The 22,344-nt window shown below is 59.5% G+C and carries 27 protein-coding genes; 11 read left to right on the top strand and 16 right to left on the bottom strand.

Annotated features, from left to right (window positions below):
• Positions 1-221: 221 nt before the first annotated feature.
• Positions 222-641, top strand: coding sequence for an organic hydroperoxide resistance protein (locus tag PMI37_RS08635; protein WP_008079954.1), 420 nt, complete (start codon positions 222-224; stop codon positions 639-641).
• 146 nt (positions 642-787) lie between these two features.
• On the opposite strand, the gene PMI37_RS08630 is transcribed toward PMI37_RS08635, so the two are convergent.
• Both PMI37_RS08630 and earP read right to left on the bottom strand, forming a co-directional pair.
• Positions 788-1,357: an elongation factor P gene (locus tag PMI37_RS08630; RefSeq protein ID WP_007908599.1), complete on the bottom strand. Its 570-nt coding sequence runs from the start codon at positions 1,355-1,357 to the stop codon at positions 788-790.
• Between the two features lie 48 nt (positions 1,358-1,405).
• The gene (gene earP / locus PMI37_RS08625; RefSeq protein WP_008079953.1) at positions 1,406-2,548 is read right to left on the bottom strand and encodes an elongation factor P maturation arginine rhamnosyltransferase EarP; all 1,143 of its coding nucleotides are present in this window, start codon (positions 2,546-2,548) and stop codon (positions 1,406-1,408) included.
• Positions 2,549-2,672: 124 nt separating this feature from the next.
• Between earP and PMI37_RS08620 the strand changes: the two genes are divergently transcribed.
• Both PMI37_RS08620 and PMI37_RS08615 read left to right on the top strand, forming a co-directional pair.
• Complete coding sequence (locus PMI37_RS08620) at positions 2,673-3,083, top strand: hypothetical protein (protein WP_008079951.1); 411 nt, start codon at positions 2,673-2,675, stop codon at positions 3,081-3,083.
• 2 nt (positions 3,084-3,085) lie between these two features.
• The gene (locus PMI37_RS08615) at positions 3,086-3,568 is read left to right on the top strand and encodes a GreA/GreB family elongation factor (protein WP_003226791.1); all 483 of its coding nucleotides are present in this window, start codon (positions 3,086-3,088) and stop codon (positions 3,566-3,568) included.
• Between the two features lie 9 nt (positions 3,569-3,577).
• On the opposite strand, the gene cysB is transcribed toward PMI37_RS08615, so the two are convergent.
• The 5 genes from cysB to PMI37_RS08590 form a co-directional block, all read right to left on the bottom strand.
• Entirely contained in the window at positions 3,578-4,552 is a 975-nt protein-coding gene (cysB, locus tag PMI37_RS08610; RefSeq protein WP_008079948.1) for an HTH-type transcriptional regulator CysB, read from the bottom strand.
• A gap of 113 nt (positions 4,553-4,665) precedes the next feature.
• A complete protein-coding gene (locus PMI37_RS08605) occupies positions 4,666-5,169 on the bottom strand; it encodes a universal stress protein (RefSeq protein ID WP_008079946.1) in 504 nt (167 codons plus the stop codon).
• A 99-nt stretch (positions 5,170-5,268) separates the two neighbouring features.
• Positions 5,269-6,174 carry a 5'-nucleotidase gene (locus PMI37_RS08600; RefSeq protein WP_008079944.1) on the bottom strand — a complete coding sequence of 302 codons (906 nt, stop codon included), beginning with the start codon at positions 6,172-6,174 and terminating at the stop codon, positions 5,269-5,271.
• 22 nt (positions 6,175-6,196) lie between these two features.
• Entirely contained in the window at positions 6,197-7,168 is a 972-nt protein-coding gene (locus PMI37_RS08595) for a putative 2-dehydropantoate 2-reductase (RefSeq protein ID WP_008079942.1), read from the bottom strand.
• Positions 7,165-7,551 carry a thioredoxin family protein gene (locus PMI37_RS08590; protein WP_045123065.1) on the bottom strand — a complete coding sequence of 129 codons (387 nt, stop codon included), beginning with the start codon at positions 7,549-7,551 and terminating at the stop codon, positions 7,165-7,167. The genes PMI37_RS08595 and PMI37_RS08590 overlap by 4 nt, the downstream gene beginning before the upstream one ends.
• On the opposite strand from PMI37_RS08590, the gene PMI37_RS08585 reads away from it, so the two are divergent.
• Together PMI37_RS08585 and PMI37_RS08580 are read left to right on the top strand one after the other, a co-directional pair.
• The gene (locus PMI37_RS08585) at positions 7,550-7,993 is read left to right on the top strand and encodes a PilZ domain-containing protein (RefSeq protein ID WP_008079931.1); all 444 of its coding nucleotides are present in this window, start codon (positions 7,550-7,552) and stop codon (positions 7,991-7,993) included. The two genes, PMI37_RS08590 and PMI37_RS08585, sit on opposite strands and share 2 nt — an antisense overlap.
• 130 nt (positions 7,994-8,123) lie before the next feature.
• Entirely contained in the window at positions 8,124-9,200 is a 1,077-nt protein-coding gene (locus tag PMI37_RS08580; RefSeq protein WP_008079929.1) for a 3-deoxy-7-phosphoheptulonate synthase, read from the top strand.
• 61 nt (positions 9,201-9,261) lie between these two features.
• Here PMI37_RS08580 and PMI37_RS08575 read toward each other — a convergent pair whose 3' ends face one another.
• Positions 9,262-9,543, bottom strand: a complete 282-nt coding sequence (locus PMI37_RS08575) for a GNAT family N-acetyltransferase (protein WP_003226804.1) — start codon at positions 9,541-9,543, stop codon at positions 9,262-9,264.
• Between the two features lie 640 nt (positions 9,544-10,183).
• On the opposite strand from PMI37_RS08575, the gene oprI reads away from it, so the two are divergent.
• Entirely contained in the window at positions 10,184-10,435 is a 252-nt protein-coding gene (oprI, locus tag PMI37_RS08570) for an outer membrane lipoprotei OprI (protein ID WP_003199355.1), read from the top strand.
• A 123-nt stretch (positions 10,436-10,558) separates the two neighbouring features.
• Here oprI and PMI37_RS08565 read toward each other — a convergent pair whose 3' ends face one another.
• The 3 genes from PMI37_RS08565 to PMI37_RS08555 all read right to left on the bottom strand — a co-directional run bounded on the left by PMI37_RS08565 (position 10,559) and on the right by PMI37_RS08555 (position 12,668).
• The gene (locus PMI37_RS08565) at positions 10,559-11,530 is read right to left on the bottom strand and encodes a L,D-transpeptidase family protein (protein WP_008079925.1); all 972 of its coding nucleotides are present in this window, start codon (positions 11,528-11,530) and stop codon (positions 10,559-10,561) included.
• Between the two features lie 181 nt (positions 11,531-11,711).
• Positions 11,712-12,005 carry a hypothetical protein gene (locus PMI37_RS08560; protein ID WP_007908575.1) on the bottom strand — a complete coding sequence of 98 codons (294 nt, stop codon included), beginning with the start codon at positions 12,003-12,005 and terminating at the stop codon, positions 11,712-11,714.
• Positions 12,006-12,062: 57 nt separating this feature from the next.
• Entirely contained in the window at positions 12,063-12,668 is a 606-nt protein-coding gene (locus PMI37_RS08555) for an arylesterase (protein WP_008079924.1), read from the bottom strand.
• Between the two features lie 10 nt (positions 12,669-12,678).
• On the opposite strand from PMI37_RS08555, the gene PMI37_RS08550 reads away from it, so the two are divergent.
• The 3 genes from PMI37_RS08550 to greB are packed head-to-tail and all read left to right on the top strand — an operon-like array spanning position 12,679 to position 16,398.
• Complete coding sequence (locus PMI37_RS08550; RefSeq protein WP_008079923.1) at positions 12,679-13,362, top strand: ABC transporter ATP-binding protein; 684 nt, start codon at positions 12,679-12,681, stop codon at positions 13,360-13,362.
• Positions 13,362-15,866: an ABC transporter permease gene (locus PMI37_RS08545; protein ID WP_008079922.1), complete on the top strand. Its 2,505-nt coding sequence runs from the start codon at positions 13,362-13,364 to the stop codon at positions 15,864-15,866. Before PMI37_RS08550 ends, PMI37_RS08545 begins: the two co-directional genes overlap by 1 nt.
• A 34-nt stretch (positions 15,867-15,900) precedes the next feature.
• Complete coding sequence (gene greB / locus PMI37_RS08540) at positions 15,901-16,398, top strand: transcription elongation factor GreB (RefSeq protein ID WP_008079921.1); 498 nt, start codon at positions 15,901-15,903, stop codon at positions 16,396-16,398.
• A 5-nt stretch (positions 16,399-16,403) separates the two neighbouring features.
• On the opposite strand, the gene PMI37_RS08535 is transcribed toward greB, so the two are convergent.
• The 4 genes from PMI37_RS08535 to PMI37_RS08520 all read right to left on the bottom strand — a co-directional run bounded on the left by PMI37_RS08535 (position 16,404) and on the right by PMI37_RS08520 (position 18,600).
• The gene (locus PMI37_RS08535) at positions 16,404-16,712 is read right to left on the bottom strand and encodes a hypothetical protein (protein WP_008079920.1); all 309 of its coding nucleotides are present in this window, start codon (positions 16,710-16,712) and stop codon (positions 16,404-16,406) included.
• A 209-nt stretch (positions 16,713-16,921) separates the two neighbouring features.
• Positions 16,922-17,812, bottom strand: a complete 891-nt coding sequence (locus PMI37_RS08530) for a pseudouridine synthase (protein WP_045123064.1) — start codon at positions 17,810-17,812, stop codon at positions 16,922-16,924.
• A 71-nt stretch (positions 17,813-17,883) separates the two neighbouring features.
• On the bottom strand, positions 17,884-18,201 hold the full coding sequence (locus PMI37_RS08525; protein ID WP_008079918.1) for a hypothetical protein: 318 nt from the start codon (positions 18,199-18,201) through the stop codon (positions 17,884-17,886).
• 162 nt (positions 18,202-18,363) lie between these two features.
• On the bottom strand, positions 18,364-18,600 hold the full coding sequence (locus PMI37_RS08520) for a glutaredoxin family protein (protein ID WP_008079913.1): 237 nt from the start codon (positions 18,598-18,600) through the stop codon (positions 18,364-18,366).
• A gap of 207 nt (positions 18,601-18,807) precedes the next feature.
• Here PMI37_RS08520 and PMI37_RS08515 point away from each other — a divergent pair, with 207 nt between their 5' ends.
• On the top strand, positions 18,808-20,520 hold the full coding sequence (locus PMI37_RS08515) for a cation:proton antiporter (RefSeq protein WP_008079912.1): 1,713 nt from the start codon (positions 18,808-18,810) through the stop codon (positions 20,518-20,520).
• Here PMI37_RS08515 and PMI37_RS08510 read toward each other — a convergent pair.
• A complete protein-coding gene (locus PMI37_RS08510; RefSeq protein ID WP_008079911.1) occupies positions 20,517-21,725 on the bottom strand; it encodes an ammonium transporter in 1,209 nt (402 codons plus the stop codon). The two genes, PMI37_RS08515 and PMI37_RS08510, sit on opposite strands and share 4 nt — an antisense overlap.
• 304 nt (positions 21,726-22,029) lie before the next feature.
• Between PMI37_RS08510 and PMI37_RS08505 the strand changes: the two genes are divergently transcribed.
• Positions 22,030-22,344, top strand: coding sequence for a DUF883 family protein (locus PMI37_RS08505; RefSeq protein WP_008079910.1), 315 nt, complete (start codon positions 22,030-22,032; stop codon positions 22,342-22,344).

Genomic DNA, 22,344 nt, shown 5'->3' with positions numbered 1-22,344 from the left:
CCCTGTAGGAGCTGCGGCACGCTGCGATCTTTTGACCTGGGCTTTTTCAAGATCAAGAGATCGCAGCGTGCCGCAGCTCCTACAAGTGTTTCAGTGCACCTATCACGAGTAATTTTCCAAAATTATCTTGCGCGCAAGATATTTGCGCTATACATTTGCCTCGTACTTACTTAGCGCGCAAACAATTAGCGCAAACCATGACACCCAACGAGGCTCACATCATGCAAACGCTCTACACCGCAATCGCAACCTCCACTGGCGGCCGTGATGGTCGTGCGATCTCCAGCGACAATATTCTCGACGTCAAACTCGCCACCCCCAAAGAACTCGGCGGTGCTGGCGGCGCGGCGACCAACCCTGAGCAGCTGTTCGCAGCCGGTTACTCGGCCTGCTTCATCGGCGCGCTGAAATTCGTTGCCAGCCAGACCCAACGCAAAATCCCCGACAATGCCTCGATCACCGCCCACGTCGGCATTGGTCAGATCCCTGGCGGTTTTGGTCTGGACATCGATCTGCACATCAGCCTGCCCGGCCTGGAACAAGCCGACGCGCAATCGCTGGTCGACGCCGCTCACCAGGTTTGCCCGTACTCCAACGCCACCCGTGGCAACGTCGACGTACGCCTGCACGTCACTGTCTGAACAAAGCAAAAGATCGCAGCCTGCGGCAGCTCCTACAGGGGTACATATGTAGGAGCTGCCGCAGGCTGCGATCTTTTGATCTTACTGACAGGCACAAAAAAGCCCGACTCAATGGTCGGGCTTTTTCTTTCCGCAAAAAGCAGTGCTTATTTAGCACGGCCTTTGTAGGAACCGCCTTCGCGGGTGTCGATTTCGATCTTGTCACCGATTTCGATGAAGTCAGCAACCTGCAGCTCAGTACCGTTGGCCAGTTTGGCTGGCTTCATGACTTTGCCCGAAGTGTCGCCGCGAGCCGAACCTTCGGTGTAGTCAACTACACGTACGATGGTGGTCGGCAGCTCTACGGAAACCAGACGCTCTTCGAAGAAGATCGCTTCGCAAACATCGGTCATGCCTTCTTCAACGAAAGGCAGAACGGCTTCGATGTCTTCAGCGTTCAGCTCGTACATGGTGTAGTCGGTGGTGTCCATGAACGTGTAGGTGTCGCCGCTGATGAAGGACAGGGTCGCTTCTTTGCGGTCGAGGATTACGTCGTCCAGTTTGTCGTCAGCGCTGTAAACGATCTCGGTCTTGTAACCGGTCAGCAGGTTTTTCAGCTTGGTCTTCATGATCGCGCTGTTACGGCCCGATTTGGTGAATTCAGCTTTCTGAACCAGCCAAGGATCGTTTTCGAGACGGATCACGGTACCGGGTTTCAGTTCTTTACCAGTTTTCATTGCGAATATCCGAATTTGGATGGGATTTACAAAAATCTAGGCCGCGTATCATATCCAATTTAGGTAAAACTGTACCAGCGCTGCGGCAAGATCGGCCTGCAAGCCTTGTTCCAGACACCATTTTTCGGCATTTTCCTGCAGTTCGGGCCAGTGTTTGCGGCTCGCCAACCAGTGATCACCGATTGGTTGCCCAGCGCTCCAGGCTCGCCACAGACCGTTCATCGCCTCAGCGGCGGCCGGCGACAGACCTTTGGTGTACAGCGCCAGAAAGGCGTCGAGCTTGTCCAGATGGATGTCTTCGTCCTGCTGATAGATGTGCCAGAGCATCGGCCGCCCCGCCCATTGCGCGCGAACGAAAGAATCCTCGCCGCGCACGGCGTTGAAATCGCAGCACCACAGCAGGTGATCATATTGATCCTGTCGGACGAATGGCAGCACCTGCACGTTCAATGACTGCCGTACATGGATCGCACCGACCGTCAGGGTTTCAACCCCGAGCCAGCGCGCAACATCGCCAAGGATGCGCCCTTCCGGCACCAGCAGATGGGCTGGCGTGGCGTCCACTGCCAATACGTCCAGCCAACTGGCCAGCCCGGCATTCTCGTAGGCAAATAACGAAATCAGCTGCGCCTCAGGCGCGCGATCAATGCCCAGGCCTTGCAGGAATTGTCGCTGCGCCTCGGGATCCAGCTGAAACTGCTGACGCTGTTCAAGCAATCCACGCTCACGCAGCAAGCCGCCAGTACCGGGCTGGAAGCCGGGGAAAAAGAAGATCTTCTGCACCGATTTGTATTTCACTGATGGCAGACCGTGGCAACCGATGACCCAGTCCTCGGCGCTGAGGTAGTCGAGATTCATCCATAACGGTGGCTTTTCGCGCGCGGCCATGGCGTCCATGTAATCACTGGGCAACTGACAGGCAAACGCGGCGATGACCACATCCGCCGCGTCAGTCTGTGCCCACTCACTCGGCCAGAGGCGCACTTCGACGCCCTGCTGCGATTGCTGCGCAGCGTTGACGTCGATGTCCGGGCAGATCCGTTCGAACGCACGCAGGTCATCGACCCACAGGCGCACCGCCAAAGAGTGCTCGGCGACCAGTTGCCGGGCCAGGCGCCAGGTCACGCCGATGTCGCCATAGTTGTCGACCACGGTGCAGAAAATATCCCAGCGGGTGTTCACTTCCGGCATTCAAGACTCCCGTTGGCAAAAGCAGCGATTGTCCGCATAAATCACCTCGCGCAGAAGAGCCGACGGCGATTAATCTTCGTGCGACAATCGCCACTTGCCCGCAATCATCCGCCAGGAGGCAGCCATGCCCTATCGTCCCAACCCGCGTCGCCCCTTGCCTGTTCAGCTTAGCGCGCTGCACCTGACCGGCAGTATTGCCTTGGGCCTGTGGCTGGGGTTTCTCGCCATTGCGCTGACCTGCTGGCTGCTGTCGCGTTTTCTGTTCACCGAACAGTTGGCACCGGTTGCTCAGGCGGTGCAGCAACTGGCCAAGCCGCCGGTGACCGTTCAGGTGCAACCGGATATCCCGCCGCAAAGTCCGCTGTTCGACCAGTACGAAGAAAACCTGCGCAAGAACGAACAGCAGGTTCGACTCGATCAAGCGCGCAGCAGCTCGCGAAACCAATCCAACCCTAAATGCCAGTTCTGGCTGCAACAGGATCAGACCGCCCCGAGCGAAAAGAGCCGCGCCAACGTCCTACAATTCTGCGATTGATCATGAACAAGCACACGGTTCACCAACTGATTCTCGACAAGCTGCGCGTTGACCTCGACATCGCCGAACGCGCCGCGCAAACCGCCTACGAAACCGCGACTCACGAAGAGAACATCGCCGAAAACAAGTACGACACGCTGGGGCTTGAGGCGTCTTACCTGGCGGCGGGTCAGGCAAAACGCGTCGAGGAAATTCGTCAGTCACTGGCGCTGTGCCAGAACTTGACGCTGCGCGCCTATGACGAAAACCGTGGAATCGAGATCGGCGCCCTGCTCGGTCTGGAAGATGAAAAGGGTCGCGAGCAATGGCTGTTTCTGGCGCCGGATGCGGCCGGCCTGAAAGTCGATGTGGTGGGTCAGCCGATTACCGTCATCACCCCGCGCTCGCCACTGGGCAAAAGCCTGCTGGGCAAGTTCGAAGGTGATGAGGTGGAGATTCTGGTGGCGGGCACCCGGCAACAATTTGCTGTCACCGAGGTGCTTTGAGAGGGTTGCTTAGTGAACGGGCAGTTCGACGCCGTCGAACAGCTCTTCCAGCTCTTGCTTGTTGTGGCACTGAATGGCTTTGGCCATGACTTCGCGGGTCAGGTGCGGCGCAAACTTCTCGATGAAGTCGCACATGAAACCGCGCAGGAACGTGCCGCGACGGAAACCGATCTTGGTGATGCTCGATTCGAACAATTCGCTGGCATCCAGTACCACCAGATCGCTGTCGAGTTTAGTGTCGACCGCCATTTTCGCCACGATGCCCACGCCCAGACCCAGGCGCACGTAGGTTTTGATCACGTCGGCGTCGGCCGCAGTGAACACCACTTTCGGCGTCAGGCCACGATGGCTGAACGCTTCGTCGAGTTTCGAACGGCCGGTGAAACCGAACACGTAAGTCACGATCGGGTATTCAGCCAGCGCTTCGAGCGTCAGCTTCGGCAGTTTGGTCAGCGGGTGACCTTGCGGCACGACCACGCAGCGGTTCCAGCGGTAGCACGGCATCATCACCAGATCGCCGAACAGCTCCAGCGCTTCAGTGGCAATGGCGAAATCGACGGTGCCGTCTGCGGCCATCTCGGCGATCTGCATCGGCGAACCCTGGTGCATGTGCAGCGCCACGTCCGGGTATTGCTTGATGAAATTGCTGATCACCGGCGGCAGGGCATAACGCGCCTGGGTGTGCGTGGTGGCAATCGACAGGGTGCCCTTCTTCTCGTTGGAGAATTCCTGGGCGATCTGCTTGATGCTTTCTACCTTGCGCAGAATCTCACCGGCAGTGGTGATGATGCGCTCGCCGGCCGGGGTGACGCGGGTCAGGTGCTTGCCGCTGCGGGCAAACACTTCAACGCCGAGTTCGTCTTCCAGCAAGCGGATTTGTTTACTGATGCCCGGTTGCGAGGTGTACAGGCTTTGGGCTGTAGCGGAAACGTTGAGGTCGTGGTGCGCCACTTCCCAGATGTAGCGCAATTGTTGAAGCTTCATATGTATCCCTCAAAGCAGGTAGACGCCACGGGCATCAGCGACGGTATATAACTATATTAATGGTTTGAAGAATAAATCTAGAACTTTTTTATCAAAGTGCCATTATTCCCGCTTCAGCGATCCTCCCGCCGCCGGCGCTCCACCAACGGCACCAGATAAACCGGCACCTTGGCCAACTGCAGAACCCTAGCCGCCGTGCGCCCCAACGGCGTTTCCGCGCCCACCCCGTGACTGTGGCTACCTACGATCAGCAAATCGACCGAGAGTTTCTGCGCCTGGTCGAGAATCACCTGCGACGGATCGCCTTGCAGCACGCGCACCGCGCGAATGCGCTGCAGATCCTGCTCGCCGTCCTCGCCCAATTCTTCACGAAAGCTTTCCAGCACCCGCTGTTCAATATTGGCGATGACTGTTTTCAGACCCTGGCTGTGAAAATCGTTCAATGCCTGCTCGTCGAGATAGCTCTGCAACACCGATTCGGCGAACAAGCCCATCGGCTCCACCGCGTGCACCACATACAAGTCGGCATTGAACGTTCGCGCCAACGCCAGGGCATGCTGCATCACTAATGGTGCGTACAGACCGAGGTCAGTGGCATACAGCATCGAACGAATCATATGACCTCCTCGCAAGCCAACAATGGCGGAGATTTGATTCAGCTTAGCAGTGCCTTGGCGAGTACGACGTGCGGCGCAACGTCTTGAACCGTTTGGGCTTTAGACCGACGGTTCGTTGCTGATGCCGTGCGGCACATGGCCGGTGGCAACCACTTCGCGGGCGAGTTCGCAATGCCCGGCCTGATCGTCGAAGAACACGTCGGCTGCGAATGCTTCGAGAAACGCCGATTTGGTCAGACCACCGAGAAACAGTGATTCGTCGAGGCGAATATCCCACTCGCGCAAGGTGCGGATCACCCGCTCATGCGCAGGTGCCGAACGTGCGGTGACCAGCGCGGTGCGGATCGGGCAATCGTCGTCGGGAAACTCGCGCTGCAGCAGATTGAGCGCTGCCAGAAAGCCCTTGAACGGCCCGCCACGCAGCGGTTCGCGTGCAGATTCACGCTCCTTGGCCTGAAACGCTTCGAGCCCGCCGGATTGATAGACGCGCTCCGACTCGTCGGAAAAAATCACCGCGTCACCGTCGAAGGCGATGCGCAATTCGTCGCTGGCTGCACGGCTGGCACCACCGGACAGAATGGTCGCGGCGGCAAAACCGGCGTCAAGCGCCGCACGTACGTCTTCGGCATGGGTCGACAGAAACAGGTCGCAACCAAACGCTTTCAGATACGGGTACGGACTGCGCCCGCCAACAAACGCCGCGCGGGAAATCGCCAGCCCATAATGGTGAATCGAGTTGAACACGCGCAGGCCAGTGTCGGCGCTGTTGCGCGACACCAGAATCACCTCGACCCGCGCGCGGCCGAGGCGGCTGTTGAGTTTCAACAGTTTTTCCACCAGCGGGAAGGCATCGCCGGGCGCCAAAATCTCGTCTTCGTGTTCGATCTGATATTGCCGATAGGCTTCGACGCCGCTCGACAGGTACACCTTGTGACTCTCGCTCAGGTCGAACAAGGCGCGCGACGAAATCGCCAGCACCAGTTTGTCATCGATGTTCTTGGCCATGCATTCCCCCAAAGCGACCGGCTTAAACGTTGCGTCGGTCGATAAAACGTAAAGTGCGATACAGCGCTTCGATGCGCGGCAACTGACAACCCGCCGCTTTTGCTGCCGCCAGTGGTCGAGCGTAGATCGCGTCCAGCTCCAGCGGTCGCTTATGTAGAAAGTCGTGGTACATGCTCGGCCAGTAGTCGGGCATTTTCTCGGTCATCGTGAACAGGAAATCGGCATAGCCGGCCGGCACTTCCAGACCACACGCCTTGGCGCCCTGCACGACCTCAGCCATCAGCGCCTGAATCAGCGCGCGACTGTCGCCATCGGCCATCAGCGGCGTGGTACCCGCACCGAGGAGCACCGAGAGGCCGTTATAGGGAATATTCCAGACCAGTTTCTGCCAGCGCGCCTGATGCAGATCGGGCATTGCCTGCGAATCGAGACCGGCGGCACGGAACAGGCCAGCGCCTTCTTCAACGATGGCCATGCGCGCCACTTCATCAAGCGCCGGACCGCTGTGATAGCCGACGTTCACCGCCCCCAGGGCTTGATGGGTTATCAGCCCGGGCTCCTCGCGATGCACACAGATCAGACACAAGCCGCCGAGCAGATGGAGGGAATCGGGAAGCAGTTCACGCAGGCTGTCTTCGACATCAAGACCGTTTTGCAGAACCAGCACTTTCGCATCGGCCTTGGTTGCCTGAACGATTGCAGGCGCGAGGCCAGCGTTGCTGGTGGTTTTCGCGCCGACCAGCAGCCAGTCACACTTGGGCATGTCCTCGGCCGCCGAATAGGCTTGCACCGGATTCAGCGTCAGTTGACCGTGCACCGCACTGTTCACCTGCAACCCGCGCTCGGCGACTGCCGAAAACTCGCTGCGCAACAGAAAGTGCACATCGAACCCGGCACGCGCCAGCATCAATCCGTAGAAACCACCAATTGCGCCGGTGCCAATAATCCCCACTTTCGGTTTATCAAAGCCTGGTTTATCCACTGTCCCGATCATGGCAACTCCTCTGCAATTCGACCCAGTGCCTGCGCCAACGCCGCGTTCAGCGCATCGGCCGTCAGGCGCGTGTGCAATGCCCCAAAGAACTCACCGTCGCGCACCACAAACAGCGCCGGCAAATGAAAGACCTGATAACGCTCGACCAACCCGCCGTTGTCACCGGCATCGATCCAGCACAGGCGATCGATGGCCAGTTCGAGCCCCGGCAACACTTCGCGGGCATAACGGCAACTGGCGCAGCCGACACTGGTGAAAATCACCAACGAAACGCCGCTCATCGCCAACAGCCGTTGGTCGGCGTCGAAATCGGTCAGTTCGGATTCGACCACTATACTGGGGGAAACAATGTCAAATGGCCGACACAGGGAGTCTGTGCTCATGGGACGTTTCATTCCTCATCCGGACGAGGTGCCGGTTGAATTAACCTTGCTCAAGCCTGAGTGTATTTCCAGGCAACAGCTGCACACTATCAGCCTCGGCGGCATCGCTTGCAATTACCACCGTGCCTGGCGCCATGGCACGGCGCTGCAAGTGCGCATGCCGACACTCAATGCCGACATCTGTTATCCGGGCTATGTGGCGTGGTGCCTGCGGCGCAAAAAGGGTTATCTGGTGGGGATCGCATTTACCGATGAACAGACGCTGTTCAGCGCGCGAATGGGTGAGCAGGTGTGTCAGATCGAGCGCTACTGCCGTCTGCATGAAACCCACGATGACCTGCAAGAAATTCAGGCGGTGGCCCTGCAATGGGTCGAGCAACACGCCGACGAGTTCTCCCACGATAGCGTGCGCAAGGCTTTCGCGCAGCCAGCGCTGGACTAAAGCACCTTTTGCCCATTGTCTAGCAGGCGCTTTACGCGCTAAGGTTCCGCTCCCCGACGCGCTTAAATCTGCTGTGCTCCGCCGCGCGGGGATCGCTGGCGGCCGGCACCCGTGACCTGACGAGTAAACGATGGCTGATTTACCGATCAACGACCTAAACGTCGCCTCTAACGAGACCCTGATCACTCCTGATCAGCTCAAGCGTGATATCCCTCTGAGCGACGCCGCCCTGCGCACCGTCACCAAGGGCCGCGAAGTCATTCGCAACATTCTTGATGGCACTGACCACCGTCTGTTCGTAGTGATCGGCCCGTGCTCGATCCACGACATCAAGGCTGCCCACGAATACGCCGATCGCCTCAAGGTGCTGGCGGAGGAAGTCTCCGACACCCTGTATCTGGTCATGCGCGTGTATTTCGAGAAGCCACGCACCACCGTCGGCTGGAAAGGCCTGATCAACGATCCGTATCTGGACGACTCGTTCAAGATTCAGGACGGCCTGCACATCGGTCGCCAGTTGCTGCTGGATCTGGCCGAAAAAGGCCTGCCAACCGCCACTGAAGCCCTCGACCCGATCTCCCCGCAGTATCTGCAGGATCTGATCAGCTGGTCGGCCATCGGCGCGCGCACCACCGAATCGCAGACTCACCGTGAAATGGCCTCTGGCCTGTCCTCGGCGGTCGGCTTCAAGAACGGCACCGACGGCGGCCTGACCGTGGCGATCAACGCCCTGCAGTCGGTCTCCAGCCCGCACCGTTTCCTCGGCATCAACCAGGAAGGTGGCGTGTCGATCGTCACCACCAAAGGCAACGCCTACGGTCACGTGGTGCTGCGCGGCGGTAACGGCAAGCCGAACTACGATTCGGTCAGCGTCGCCCTGTGCGAGCAGGCGCTGAACAAGGCCAAAATCAAGCCGAACATCATGGTCGATTGCAGCCACGCCAACTCCAACAAGGACCCGGCCCTGCAACCGCTGGTGATGGAAAACGTCGCCAACCAGATCCTCGAAGGCAACCAGTCGATCATCGGCCTGATGGTCGAAAGTCACCTGAACTGGGGCTGCCAGGCGATTCCCAAAGACCTCGCCGACCTGCAATACGGCGTGTCGATCACCGATGCCTGCATCGACTGGTCTGCCACCGAGAACACCTTGCGCAGCATGCACGCCAAGCTCAAGGATGTTCTGCCGAAACGTCAGCGCAACTGATTCAGCGTTTCGCAGGCATAAAAAAACGCCGGGCATTGCCCGGCGTTTTTGTGTGTGCGGTTCAGATCTTCGCGGCGCGGCGCTGATGACGCTCCATGTAGCGCTCGACGTAGGAGCACGACGGGATCACCGTGTAGCCCATTTCTTCGGCGTACTGCAGCGCGCTTTCGGTCAGCGCAGCGGCAATGCCACGCCCGCGCAGGGCGTTGGGCACAAACGTGCGGTAAATATCCAGGGTCTGTTTCCCCAGATCCATATAGGTCAGGTAGGCACGATGACCGTCCACATTGGTCTCGAACTGATGACCAGCCTGGTCATGGTGGATGGACAACGCCTCGCTCATCACTACTCCTCGCGGGTCTTGGATTCTGACCCCTACCTTACCGATGTTTTTCCGGCGAAGGAACATCTACGCCACCCCGTGCCTGTTGGACACCGAGAAGAGCCACACCGATCTCGCGCAACCGAGCACCTGATAAATAGTAGGCACCATTGGCAAAAATGCTCAAGGTGCGCTCGTCATCAAGCCGGTTGACGGGGGTTGCTCCGATGGACGCAGGGGTGGTTGGGGAGAAGATCTTCCCAAGCCGCTCACCTGAACATTGCCGGATGTTGAGACTTAAGACGTGCAACCTTTTTTAAAGTCACCTCAACATGGACAAAAGATAAGCGAAGCAGCACGCAAAATCGGAACAAAAGTGTGGACGAATTCATCTAGAAAGACTTTAGCCAAGACTGCAAAAACAGCACACCGTAACGGGAACTTTTTCTGATTAACTCGCTCAGTGCGGGGCTTGCAGCTGGATATTTTTTATACAGTGCAGTTAAAAGTTGCTCGAAAAAGAATCAGCGCCTACAATTTTTTTTGCTTCTTGCGCTACGTCAGTTTACTTACTACAAGTAATGGGTAGTATGTACGCCGGCTATTTCCTCAATCGTGAGGAGACAGCCACTTAATTTGAAAGTCCTTGAAGGGGAACACGATGAACAACGTTCTGAAATTCTCTGCTCTGGCTCTGGCCGCAGTTCTGGCTACCGGTTGCAGCAGCGCATCGAAAGAAACCGAAGCACGTCTGACCGCTACTGAAGACGCAGCTGCTCGCTCCCAGGCTCGTGCAGACGAAGCTTACCGTAAAGCTGATGAAGCTCTGGCTGCTGCTCAAAAAGCACAACAGACTGCTGACGAAGCTAACGAGCGTGCTCTGCGCATGCTGGACAAAGCTAGCCGCAAGTAATAATCCCTCGGGATTGTTATCAAGCCGATCCGATGTCTGGGTCGGCTTTTTTGTGCCTGATGCTTTTGTCCAGGCAATAAAAAACCCGCCGGCGCGTGAAGCGTCGGCGGGTTCTTTATTGCCTTATTGCTGCAAATCGATTGGCGCACTCGAAACAATCGGTGCCGAGGTAGTCGGCGTGCCGATTTCCGTAGGCAGGCCATCTTCAGCTGCCACCACATCGCGCACCACATCCCAGTTCATGCGCAGGTTGTTGGTGACGTCTTCACGCTTGAGCATCGCGTTGATCACTGCAGTGTGCTTGTCGACTACCGACGGGTTGCCCTTGTCGTCGATCGGCGTGTGCGCTTCCAGATAAACCTTGCCGCCACTGCGACCAAACTTGTAGGCGTCGTTGAGGATGCGCACCGACGTGCCGACCGGCACCATGCTGGCCATCTCCAGCACATTGTTGTTGAACATGCGGAAGCAGCCGTGGCTGGTGCGCATGCCGATCCCGAATTTCTTGTTCGAACCGTGGATCAGATAACCCGGCGTGCCCAGCGTGAACTTGAACGGGCCCAATGGATTGTCCGGGCCGGCCGGCACTACGTTTGGCAGCGGATCACCGTCGGCGGCGTGTTCAGCCTTGATCGATGCGGGCGGCGTCCAGGTCGGATTTGGCGTCTTGGCGATGATCGAGGTGTGGGCGATCGGCGAACCCCAACCTTCACGACCGATACCCAGCGGGAACGTATAAACCACGTTCTTGCCTTTCGGGAAGTAGTAGAGGCGGTACTCGGCGAGGTTGATCACGATGCCTTCGCGCGGGCCCGGCGGCAGGATGAAGCGGGTCGGCAAGACGATTTCAGTGCCGGCGCCCGGCAACCAGGCATCGACGCCCGGGTTGGCCGCGACCATTTCCGAATAACCCAGATCGTAGGTCGTGCCCAGATCGGCGAAGGTGTCTTCGTACTTGGCCTTGATCACCTGGACCTGGCCGATGATGTCTTCACCGGGCGGTGGCAGGGGGAACTCCAATGCAGCAACGGGACCGGCCACACACAGGGCGGCAAGTGACAGGCAGCGGGTGACGGCAGGAAAGCGCGGCAACATCCGGAAAATCCTTCGCATGATCAACAAGGGTATAAGAGCGCGATTGTACACCGCACTTTGAATATTCGGGGAGCCACGCCGATGGACCGCGTCAGGCCTTGAAAAGATCGCAGCCTGCGGCAGCTCCTACAGGTGTAGGCCCTTCCTTGTAGGAGCTGCCGAAGGCTGCGATCTTTTGACCTTAAAGCTCGAATCGCAGCTCAGGCCAGATCGGCGAAGTCCCGCGCTTCTGCGATTCCAGAATCGCCCGGCACAGCGAACACAGGCGCTGATCCTGGAACACCCGGCGATCAACGCTCGACCAGCGCGGTTGCGCCGGGAGCAAGCTGCCGCACAGGGTGCGATCAGCCGAACCACCGAGTTCGAGTTGCCGGGTCACCAGATGCACCCGCACTTCCTGGCAGGCGAACAGATCCAGCTGCTCGTCAGGCTCGATCAGTTGGTAGGCAAACAGGGACCAGGCAGAACGCGACATCGGGGGCTCCAAATAAGGGGGCGCCACATTAGCCGAAAGCCTGCCCTTAGAAAAGCCTCATAACAGCGGTTTTAGCGTCGGCCAGACATTTTCCAGCAACTTGCCCTGAGCCCCGGCTGCCGGGTGCAGTCCATCGGCCTGCATCAAGTCCGGATGACCGCCGACGCCGTCGAGGAAAAACGGTACCAGCGGGATCTTTTTATCGTCGGCGAGTTTGCCGTAGACCTCAGCGAAAGCATCGGTGTAGCGCTTGCCGTAATTGGGCGGCAACTGCATGCCGAGCAGCAGGACCTTGGCGCCGCTCTGACGGGAGCTGTCGATCATCGAGGCAAGATTTTGTTGCAATTGAGTTGGCAGCATTCCGCGCAAGCCATCGTTGCCACCCAGTTCAAGGATCACCAGCGCCGGTTTATGCTCTGCAAGCAGCGCCGGCAGCCGCGCCTGGCCTCCGGCACTGGTGTCGCCGCTGATCGAGGCGTTGACCACTTTATCGTCGAAACCCTCCTGTTTGAGCCGTTGCTCCAGCAACGACACCCACCCCAAGCGGGTATCCAGGCCGAAACCGGCGCTGATACTATCGCCAACGATCAGGACAGTACCCGCCGCTGCGTTCTGGGCCATGCACATGACGGCCAGGCCAGCACTCAAAAACCATACACGCATCGGATTCTCCATGGGCGCAAGCATTCTCACCGCGAAGAACCTCAGCAAAGTGGTTCCCAGCGCGGAAGGTGAACTGACTATCCTGCACGAACTCAGCCTGGAACTGAACAAGGGCGACAGCCTGGCCATTGTGGGCGCGTCCGGTTCCGGCAAATCCACCCTCCTCGGCCTGCTCGCCGGCCTCGACCTGCCGAGCAGTGGCGAAGTCATCCTCGCCGGACAGAGCCTGAGCAATCTCGATGAAGACCAGCGCGCGCGCATTCGTGCCGAGCACGTCGGTTTCGTCTTTCAATCGTTTCAACTGCTCGACAGCCTCAATGCGCTGGAAAACGTCATGCTGCCGCTGGAGCTTGATGGCCGCAAAGACGCGCGCGAGCGTGCGACGGAACTGCTTCAGCGCGTCGGCCTCGGCCAGCGCCTGACGCACTCGCCGCGTCAGCTCTCCGGTGGCGAACAGCAACGCGTGGCAATTGCCCGCGCCTTTGCCGCCGAGCCCGATGTGCTGTTTGCGGATGAGCCCACCGGCAACCTCGACAGCCACACCGGCGAGCGCATCAGCGACTTGCTCTTCGAATTGAACAAGGAACGCGGCACCACCCTGGTGCTGGTGACCCACGACGAACGCCTGGCCCATCGCTGCCGGCGCCTGATCCGTCTTGAAGCCGGGCTGTTGGTCGCCCCTCTGGAGCCTTGATGGCACGCCTGCCGCTGTTGCGTCTGTTCAGTCTCGCCATTCGCCAACTGCTGCGCGATGCCCGCGCCGGGGAATTGCGGGTGTTGTTCTTCGCGTTGGTCGTGGCGGTGGCGGCGAGTACCGCCATCGGTTACTTCGGCGCCCGCCTCAACGGCGCGATGATGTTGCGCGCCACTGAGTTTCTCGGCGCCGATCTGGTCCTTGAAGGCAGCTCGCCGACCCGCGAAGAACAAATCAAGAGCGGCACCGAGTTGCGCCTGCAGCATGCACAGGTGGTGGAGTTCTCCAGCGTCATTGCCACTGACAACGGTATTCAGTTGTCGAGCATCAAGGCGGTCGACCGCACCTATCCGTTGCGCGGCGAACTTAAAAGCGCCCCGGCGCCCTTTGCTGCGGAAGAGGTTGGCGGCGAGCCGCAACCCGGCGAAGCGTGGGTCGAAGCGCGCCTGCTGACGGCGCTCGATCTGAAGATCGGCGACAGCATCGATGTCGGCATGAAGACACTGAAGCTGGCCCGCGTGCTGACTTACGAGCCGGATCGCGCCGGCAACTTCTACAGCCTGACACCGCGGGTGATGATCAACCTCGACGACCTCGCTGCCACTGGCGTGGTGCAGCCCGGTAGCCGCGTGAGTTACCGCGAACTGTGGCGCGGCGAACCGCAGGCGCTGGAAACCTATCGGCAACTGATCAAACCAGGCCTTGCAGCCAACCAGCGGATTCAGGATGCCCGCGATGGCAACCGGCAGATTGGCGGTGCGCTGGGCAAGGCCGAACGTTATCTGAACATGGCCAGTCTGGTCGCTGTGTTGTTGGCCGGTGTAGCGGTGGCGTTGTCGGCGAACCGTTTTGCCAGCCGCCGTTTTGATGCCAGTGCGCTACTGCGTTGCTTGGGATTGTCGCGGCGGGAAACCATGCTGCTGTTCAGCATTCAACTGACGGTACTCGGTTTGCTCGCTGCCCTTAGCGGTGCGCTGCTCGGCTGGCTGGCGCAATTGGGCCTGTTTGCCCTGCTGCATGATCTGTTGCCAAGCGACGTTCCAGCGGGCGGTCTGTTCCCGGCGATCGCCGGGATCGGCACCGGGCTGGTCGCACTGGCCGGGTTTGCTTTGCCGCCTTTGGCAGCGTTGGGTCGTGTGCCGCCGCTGCGGGTTTTGCGTCGCGACATGTTGCCGATCCCATCGAGCACCTGGATGGTTTACGGGGCGGCGCTCGGCGCACTCGGTTTGATCATGTGGCGCCTGAGCCTGGATCTGCTGCTGACGTTCGCCTTGCTTGGCGGTGGCGTGATCGCCGCGCTGGTGCTCGGCGGCTTGCTGCTGTTGCTGCTCAATAGCCTGCGGCGAATGCTCGCCCGCGCTTCGTTGCCATGGCGGCTGGGCTTGGGTCAGTTGCTGCGTCATCCATTGGCCGCGGCGGGCCAATCGCTGGCATTCGGCCTGATCCTGTTGTCGATGGCCTTGATCGCCCTGCTGCGCGGCGAACTGCTCGACACCTGGCAAAACCAGTTGCCGAAAAACGCGCCCAACTATTTCGCCCTGAACATTCTGCCCGCAGACAAACAGGCCTTCACTGATCACCTTGTCAACGTGTCGGCTCAGGCGGCGCCGTTGTATCCGGTGGTACCGGGGCGATTGATCAGCATCAATGGTGAAGCGGTGCAGCAAATCGTCAGCAAGGATTCCGCTGGCGACCGTGCAGTACAACGCGACCTGAGCCTGACCTGGGCCGCCGATTTGCCAGCGGGCAACAAACTGACGGCGGGCACGTGGTGGAGCGAACAACCAGCGGACGACGTTCCGGGTGTCTCGGTCGAAGGCAAAGTCGCCGAGAGCCTGAAACTGAAACTCGGCGACCACATGGTGTTCAGCGTCGGCGGGGTCAATCGTGAAGCGAAGGTTACCAGCCTGCGCGAGATCAACTGGGATAACTTCCAGCCGAACTTCTTCATGATCTTCCAGCCCGGCACCCTCAAGGACCTGCCGGCGACCTACCTGACCAGCTTCTACCTGGCGCCCGGTCACGACCAACAGATTGTCGAGCTGTCGCGCGCATTCCCGGCCGTGACCATTCTCCAGGTCGAAGCCCTGCTCGAACAACTGCGCAGCATCCTCGCCCAGGTCACCCTGGCCGTGGAATATGTGTTGTTGTTTGTGCTGGCGGCGGGAATGGCGGTGCTGTTCTCCGGCCTGCAAGCGACGCTGGATGAGCGCATCCGCCAAGGCGCGTTGCTGCGTGCGCTGGGCGCCGAGCGGCAATTGCTGATCAAGGCGCGGCGCATCGAGTTTGGTTTGCTCGGCGCAGTCAGCGGTTTGCTCGCAGCCATTGGCTCGGAAGTGGTCAGTCTGGTGCTCTATCGTTTCGCCTTCGACTTGCCATGGCATCCGCATCCCTGGTTGCTGGTGCTGCCATTGATTGGCGCTGTACTGATCGGTGGTGCGGGCGTATTCGGTACGCGTCGGGCGCTCAATGCAAGTCCACTGACAGTGTTGCGCGAGGGTTGATAGACTCCAGCGGTCTTAATCACAAGAAGTTGCCATGAGCCGTTATCGCCCTCCCCGCACCGCCGGCACCGCGCTGATCACCCCTGAAGGTGAAGCGCGGATGCGTGCCGAATTCCATGAGCTGTGGCATGTGCGTCGCCCGCAGGTGACGCAATCGGTCAGCGAGGCTGCAGCGCAAGGTGACCGTTCGGAAAACGCCGAATACACCTACGGCAAAAAGATGCTGCGCGAGATCGACAGCCGCGTGCGCTTTCTGACCAAACGTCTGGAAGCGCTCAAGGTGGTCAGCGAAAAGCCCAGCGATCCGAACAAGGTCTACTTCGGCGCCTGGGTGACCATCGAGGACGAGGACGGCAAGCAATCGCGCTACCGCATCGTCGGCCCCGATGAACTGGATCTTAAGCTGGGTTTGATCAGCATCGATTCACCGCTGGCCCGCGCCTTGATCGGCAAGGCGCTGGATGCTGAAGTGCGGGTGCAGACGCCGACCGGCGAGCAATTCGTCTACATCGTCGCAATCGAATACCTCTGACACCGTCAGCGGCGGGTAATCAGACCTTGCCGCGCCACGCGGGTCAGCTGCTTGATCATTTCCGGTGCATCTTCCGTGCTTGGCGCCTGAATCACCGCCAGATCAAAGCTGTCACTGGCAAACCGCGCCAGTGACTCGCCGTCTTCAACGAACTGGATCAGGAACGCGGCAGGGCCGCCACTGCGACGTGGCCAGCCATCGAGATAACGCAACAGCGTCGGCTGATGTTTGCCGCCAAGCAGGATTTTCGGGTTGCGTTGAGTGATATGCGCAGTGATCGGCGCGGGACGTGCAGGAGGGCGTAGTGCATTCATTGGTCGTGTCTCTGCCTCAAAAGTCTGCATGGCAGGTGAGAGGCAACACCGAACCAGCGCTTTAGCGGTATTTCGAAGCCCTGTTCCGGCTTCTGACGGCAACTGATTGAGTCACCTGGCGCCCCGCAAGTAGCTGTTTAAATCGGCGCATGACCACATGCTAGATAACGTGACCGTACAGTGTCAAGAATCAGAAGCTATAAGCGCTGTCACCACTGCAAGGTGATACGGCTTTCGAATTCACGCGCCTCCCCAGTGACTGGATCAATGAAGCGCAGGCCCTGCGCCAACAGTTTCAGCGGATTGGCGTAGTCATCCTCGACGTCTTTCAACACATCCGGGTAAAACGGATCGTTGCAAATGCTCGCGCCCAATGCGGTCATGTGCACACGCAGTTGATGTTTTTTGCCGGTGACCGGGTAAAGGCCATAGCGCCACAGATCGCCATTCTTCTCGCGAACTTCGACCGCCGTTTCCGTGTTGCTGAAGCCCGGCCCTTCCTGCATGCGGAAAAACGGTTCGCCATCGACCAGGCGGCTCTTGTGTACCAAAGGAAAATTCAGATCAGGCAGTGCAGGCGCGATCGCCTCGTAGCGCTTGTCGATCTGCCGGGTCGGGAACAGTGACTGATACGCCGAACGGGTTTGCGGATTGGCCGAAAAGATCACCAGCCCGGCGGTGTGCCGGTCGATGCGGTGCAACGGCACCAGATGGGGATTGTCCAGACGCCGGATCAAACGGCGCAGCAACGTCTGTTCGACGTACTCGCCGGCCGGCGTCACTGGCAGGAAATGCGGTTTGTCCGCGACCACCAGATGCTCATCGGCATAAAGAATCGACTCGACCACAGGAATCGGTTTCTCGTCCGGCACTTCACGGAAGTAGTGAATGCGCAGGCCTTCCTTGTACGGCAGATCCACCGTGATCGGCTGACCATTGCCGTCCAGCACGCGACCACGAGCGATGCGATCCAGCCACTGCTCGCGGCTGATGGCCCGGAAGTGCTCGCACAGGCAATCAAGCACTGTCTGCCAGGAGCCCGGTGGCAGATACAAGGTACTGGCCTGATTGTGTGCCGCGGAAAATGTAGATGTGGACATACGAAAATTCTAACCCTCAATGCAGGCTGGCATTATCCAACACTGGGGGAAACGAACCTAGCGCAGAATCCTCAGGCCGGAATCGACTTGAGCGCTGCAGCCTCGGTGAACTCCTTGAGCCAGCGCAACACCTCGACCGCCTCCCAGCGACCTGGGTCATACAAGGCGTAGAGCAATCCTTGATAACCGACCACGTCGAGTTGCTTGTGATAACCGGCACGCTGAAACAGCGCCTCGATCTCGGCAAAACACGTATTGAAATGGACTTTACTGAAGGGCGTCTTGCCTTCCGTGACCAAGCCGTCGAGACGCAATTCGGTAACGGCCTCGCGCACCACGTCAACCGACATCCGGTTTACGCTGTTCTTCAATTGTTCGACATTGACCACGGTTCATCCCTCTGACGTCCGGCTCACCTGCTCAACCCTGCAAAAAGCCAGGATGCAGCAGGCCAACCCAATTACTGTATGAACATACAGTAACCGAATAATCCGCAAAGTGCCAAGGAATGGATGCGCCGCCGCGACCGGCGGGATGTGGCAAAAAAACGCTTAACGAAGGAACGCCACCACCTGATCGGCATTGAACGGCCAGCCCAGTTCGGCACCGGTGTCGACGCGGCGCAACAGCGGAATGCGCAGACTATAAGCCTCGAACCACGACTCATCGTCAGCAATATCCACCAGTTCCACCAGCAGACCGTGCTCGACAAAAGGCATCAGCTCGGCTTCGGCCAATTCGCACAAATGGCATCCGAGGGTGCCGAACAGCTGACATTCAGGAGGCATGATCGCTCGACCACAAAAAGAGTGCGCCTATTCTAGGCCGCAGCGCAAAACCCGTCGACCCACCGCCGCTTAAAGGCTTGCGCGCGCCGGCACGGTTTGTGCGCAAAACCCTGACGCACATCAGTCCAGCGAAAAACCAATTACGCGATCCTCCCGGTCTTTTTGCCTCTACGCTTGAACAGCCAGAGCCTGACATCGGAGTGTCCAGTGTTTGCCAACCTGTTGATCATCCTCGCCTCGTCCCTCGTGGTGATTGCCTTGTTCCGCCGCCTGCGCTTGCCACCGGTGCTGGGTTACCTGTGTGTGGGGCTGCTGGTCGGGCCGAGCGCATTCGACTGGGTCAACGAAAGTGAGCACCTGCCTGACGTGGCTGAACTGGGCGTGGTGTTCCTGTTGTTTTCGCTCGGGCTGGAATTCTCCCTGTCGAAGATGATTGCGTTGCGCCAGGTGGTGTTCCGGCTCGGCAGTCAGCAGGTGCTGATCAGTACGGCGCTGCTCGGTTCACTGCTGATGTTGCTGGGCATGCCGTTGACGCCCGCACTGTTGCTCGGTGCCGGGCTGTCATTGTCTTCCACGGCGATTGTCACCAAAGAACTCGGCAGCCTCGGCGAAGTGTTCAGCAGCCACGGTCAGAACGCGATCGGCGTGCTGCTGTTTCAGGACGTGGTCGCGGTGTTGCTGCTGACGCTGGTGCCGGTGTTCGCCGGGAGCAGCACGCAGGCCTGGTATTGGGCGCTGCCGCTGACGCTGGCGAAAACCGTGGTGTTGTTTGTCGGCCTGCTGCTCGCCAGCCGCTGGTTGCTGCCACGGCTGTTCCATGAGGTGGCAGCTTCGCGCTCGGCGGAATTGTTCGTGCTGCTGGCGCTGGTGATTGTGCTGCTGACGGCGTGGCTGACGCACTTGCTCGGCTTGTCCCCTGCCCTCGGCGCGTTTCTCGCCGGCATGTTGCTCGGCGAAAGCCACTACCGGCATCAGATCGAGGCCGATATCCGGCCGTTCCGCGACATCTTGCTCGGGGTGTTTTTCGTCAGCATCGGCATGCTGATCGACCTGCAGTTGTTTGTCAGTGACGGCGTGCTGATTCTCGGGCTTACCGTCGGTTTGATGGTGATCAAAGGCATCGTCGTCGCGCTGCTGGTGAAGTGGCGCGGCAGTGACAGCGAAACCGCGTGGCGCAGCGGTCTGGCCTTGGCTCAGGGCGGCGAGTTCTGCTTCGCGCTGATGGCGCAGATGCAACAAAACAGCCTGCTGCCGGCAAGGCTCGGCGCCTTGCTACTGGCGGCGACATTCTGCTCGATGTTGCTGACGCCGCTGTTGTTGCGCGCGGCGCCACGCATCGCTGCTGCCCTGCATCGCAAGCCCAATGAGGAAGCACAGATCGAAGAGATCAGCGCACTCAACGCCGACCTCGACCAGCACGTAGTGATCTGTGGTTATGGTCGTGTTGGCCAGTCCATTGGCCGCTTCATGCGCAACGCCAGGCAAGCCTATATCGCGCTGGACAACGATCCGGTGCGTGTTCAAGAAGCCGCCTCTGGCGAGAGTGACGTGCATTACGGCGACTCCGCGCGCGGCGATCTGCTCACCGCCGTCGGTTTGTTGCGCGCCCGCCTACTGGTGATCGCCGTCGATCAAAGCGATGTCGCCCTGCGCATCCTCAAGGAAGCGCGGCGACTCAACACGCACATACCGATTCTGGTGCGCACCCGCGACGACAGCCAATGGAGCGAACTGAAAGCCGCCGGGGCCAGCGAAGTGGTGCCGGAATTACTGGAATCGAGCCTGATGCTCGCCTCGCATGCGTTGATCATGCTCGGCCTGCCGGCGCATCAGGTGCAGGAGCAAGTCGATCAGGTGCGCATCGACCGCTATCGCCTCCTGCACGGCTTTTATCCCGGAGCCGACGATGAAGAAACTTAGTCCTGACTCACCGCGCCGATCTTGTGCAGCGACAGATCGGCGCCGTAATACTCTTGTTCCTGACTCAGGCGCAGCCCATGCAGCGCCTTGATCGCGCCGTACACGACGAAGCCACCGATCAGCGCCACCGCGACGCCGAGAGCGCTGCCGAGCAACTGGCTGATCAGGCTGACGCCGCCCAGGCCACCGAGCGCGCTCTGGCCGAAGATGCCGCAGGCGATCCCGCCCCACACGCCGCACAAGCCGTGCAAGGGCCACACGCCCAGCACATCGTCGATGCGCCATTTCACTTGCGCGGCGGTGAAGCACCAGACAAACAGTGCGCCAGCAATCGCGCCGGTGACCAACGCGCCCACCGGGTGCATCAAGTCCGAACCGGCGCAGATCGCCACCAGCCCGGCCAACGGGCCGTTGTGCAGGAAGCCCGGGTCGTTACGCCCGACGATCAATGCCGCCATGGTGCCGCCGACCATCGCCATCAACGAGTTGACCGCGACCAGGCCGCTGACGCCTTGCAACGTCTGCGCGCTCATCACGTTGAAGCCGAACCAGCCGACAATCAAAATCCACGAGCCCAGCGCCAGAAACGGAATGCTCGACGGCGCGAAAGCCACCAATCGTCCATCGCGATAACGCCCGTTGCGCGGGCCGAGCAGCAGCACCGCCGCCAGCGCCAGCCAGCCGCCCATGGCGTGCACCACCACGGAACCGGCGAAGTCATGGAACGGCGCGCCGAACTGCGCCGCCAACCAGGCTTGCAGGCCATAGTTGCCGTTCCAGATCATTCCTTCAAAAAACGGATAAATAAACGCCACGATCAGCGCCGTCGCACACAACTGCGGAACGAAGCGCGCACGCTCGGCGATGCCCCCGGAAATAATGGCCGGAATCGCCGCCGCGAACGTCAGCAGGAAGAAGAACTTCACCAAGCCATAACCGTGATCGGCGTTCAGCACCGCCGCCGGTTGCATGAAGGTCACACCGTAGGAGATCCAATAGCCTATAAAGAAATAGGCCAGGGTCGAGACAGCGAAATCGCTGAGGATTTTCGACAGGGCGTTGACCTGGTTTTTCTGCCGGACCGTACCGACTTCCAGAAAGGCGAAACCGGCGTGCATCGCCAGCACCATCACCGCACCGATCAGAATGAACAACGTGTTGGAGCTGTGCACCAGGGTGTCCACAGCGCTTTGCAGATTTTCCATAAGCAGGCAGACCTAAAGGCGAAAAGGCACCAAAGCGGTTCGTGCGGGCATTTCATGCACCAAGTTGCGACCGCCGAGTCACTGAATCGAATGCACAGTGAACTGCTTTGGCGCACGAGGTCGATGTCCTGACACGTACCGGGATTATTTGAGTTAAGGTTTTCAAGCATGCACGCCCGGCAACAGCGCACAGCGGCCGGGCGACGCACCACGACACAGCAAAAGTTGTACCAGTCATTTGTACTGAACCTTCGCGCAAGGCTCATACTCGAACGCTTCAGACGCCACTTACGGAGATCCACCCATGGCCAGCATCAAGGCAAAGACTGCTCAAGAAATCCTCATGAACGACTTCCAGACTTTGGTCGCCGACACCGAACGGTTGCTCGAGCACACCGCCACCCTGGCCGGCGATCAGGCAGATGAACTGCGCGAGCAGATCCACGACAGCCTGCTGCGCGCGCGCGAGACCCTGAAGCTGACCGAAGAGACCGTTCGCGAACGCGGTCAGGCGGCCGTGACCGCCACTGAAGATTATGTGTCGGCCAATCCTTGGCAATCGGTCGGCATCGCTGCCGGTGTCGGTTTCCTGATCGGCCTGCTGGCCACTCGGCGCTGA

Source organism: Pseudomonas sp. GM80 (assembly GCF_000282515.1).
In the GTDB taxonomy this organism is placed as follows: Bacteria; Pseudomonadota; Gammaproteobacteria; order Pseudomonadales; family Pseudomonadaceae; genus Aquipseudomonas.
The sequence above is the reverse complement of the archived record's forward strand: the minus strand, read 5'-3'. Positions and strand labels throughout refer to the sequence as shown.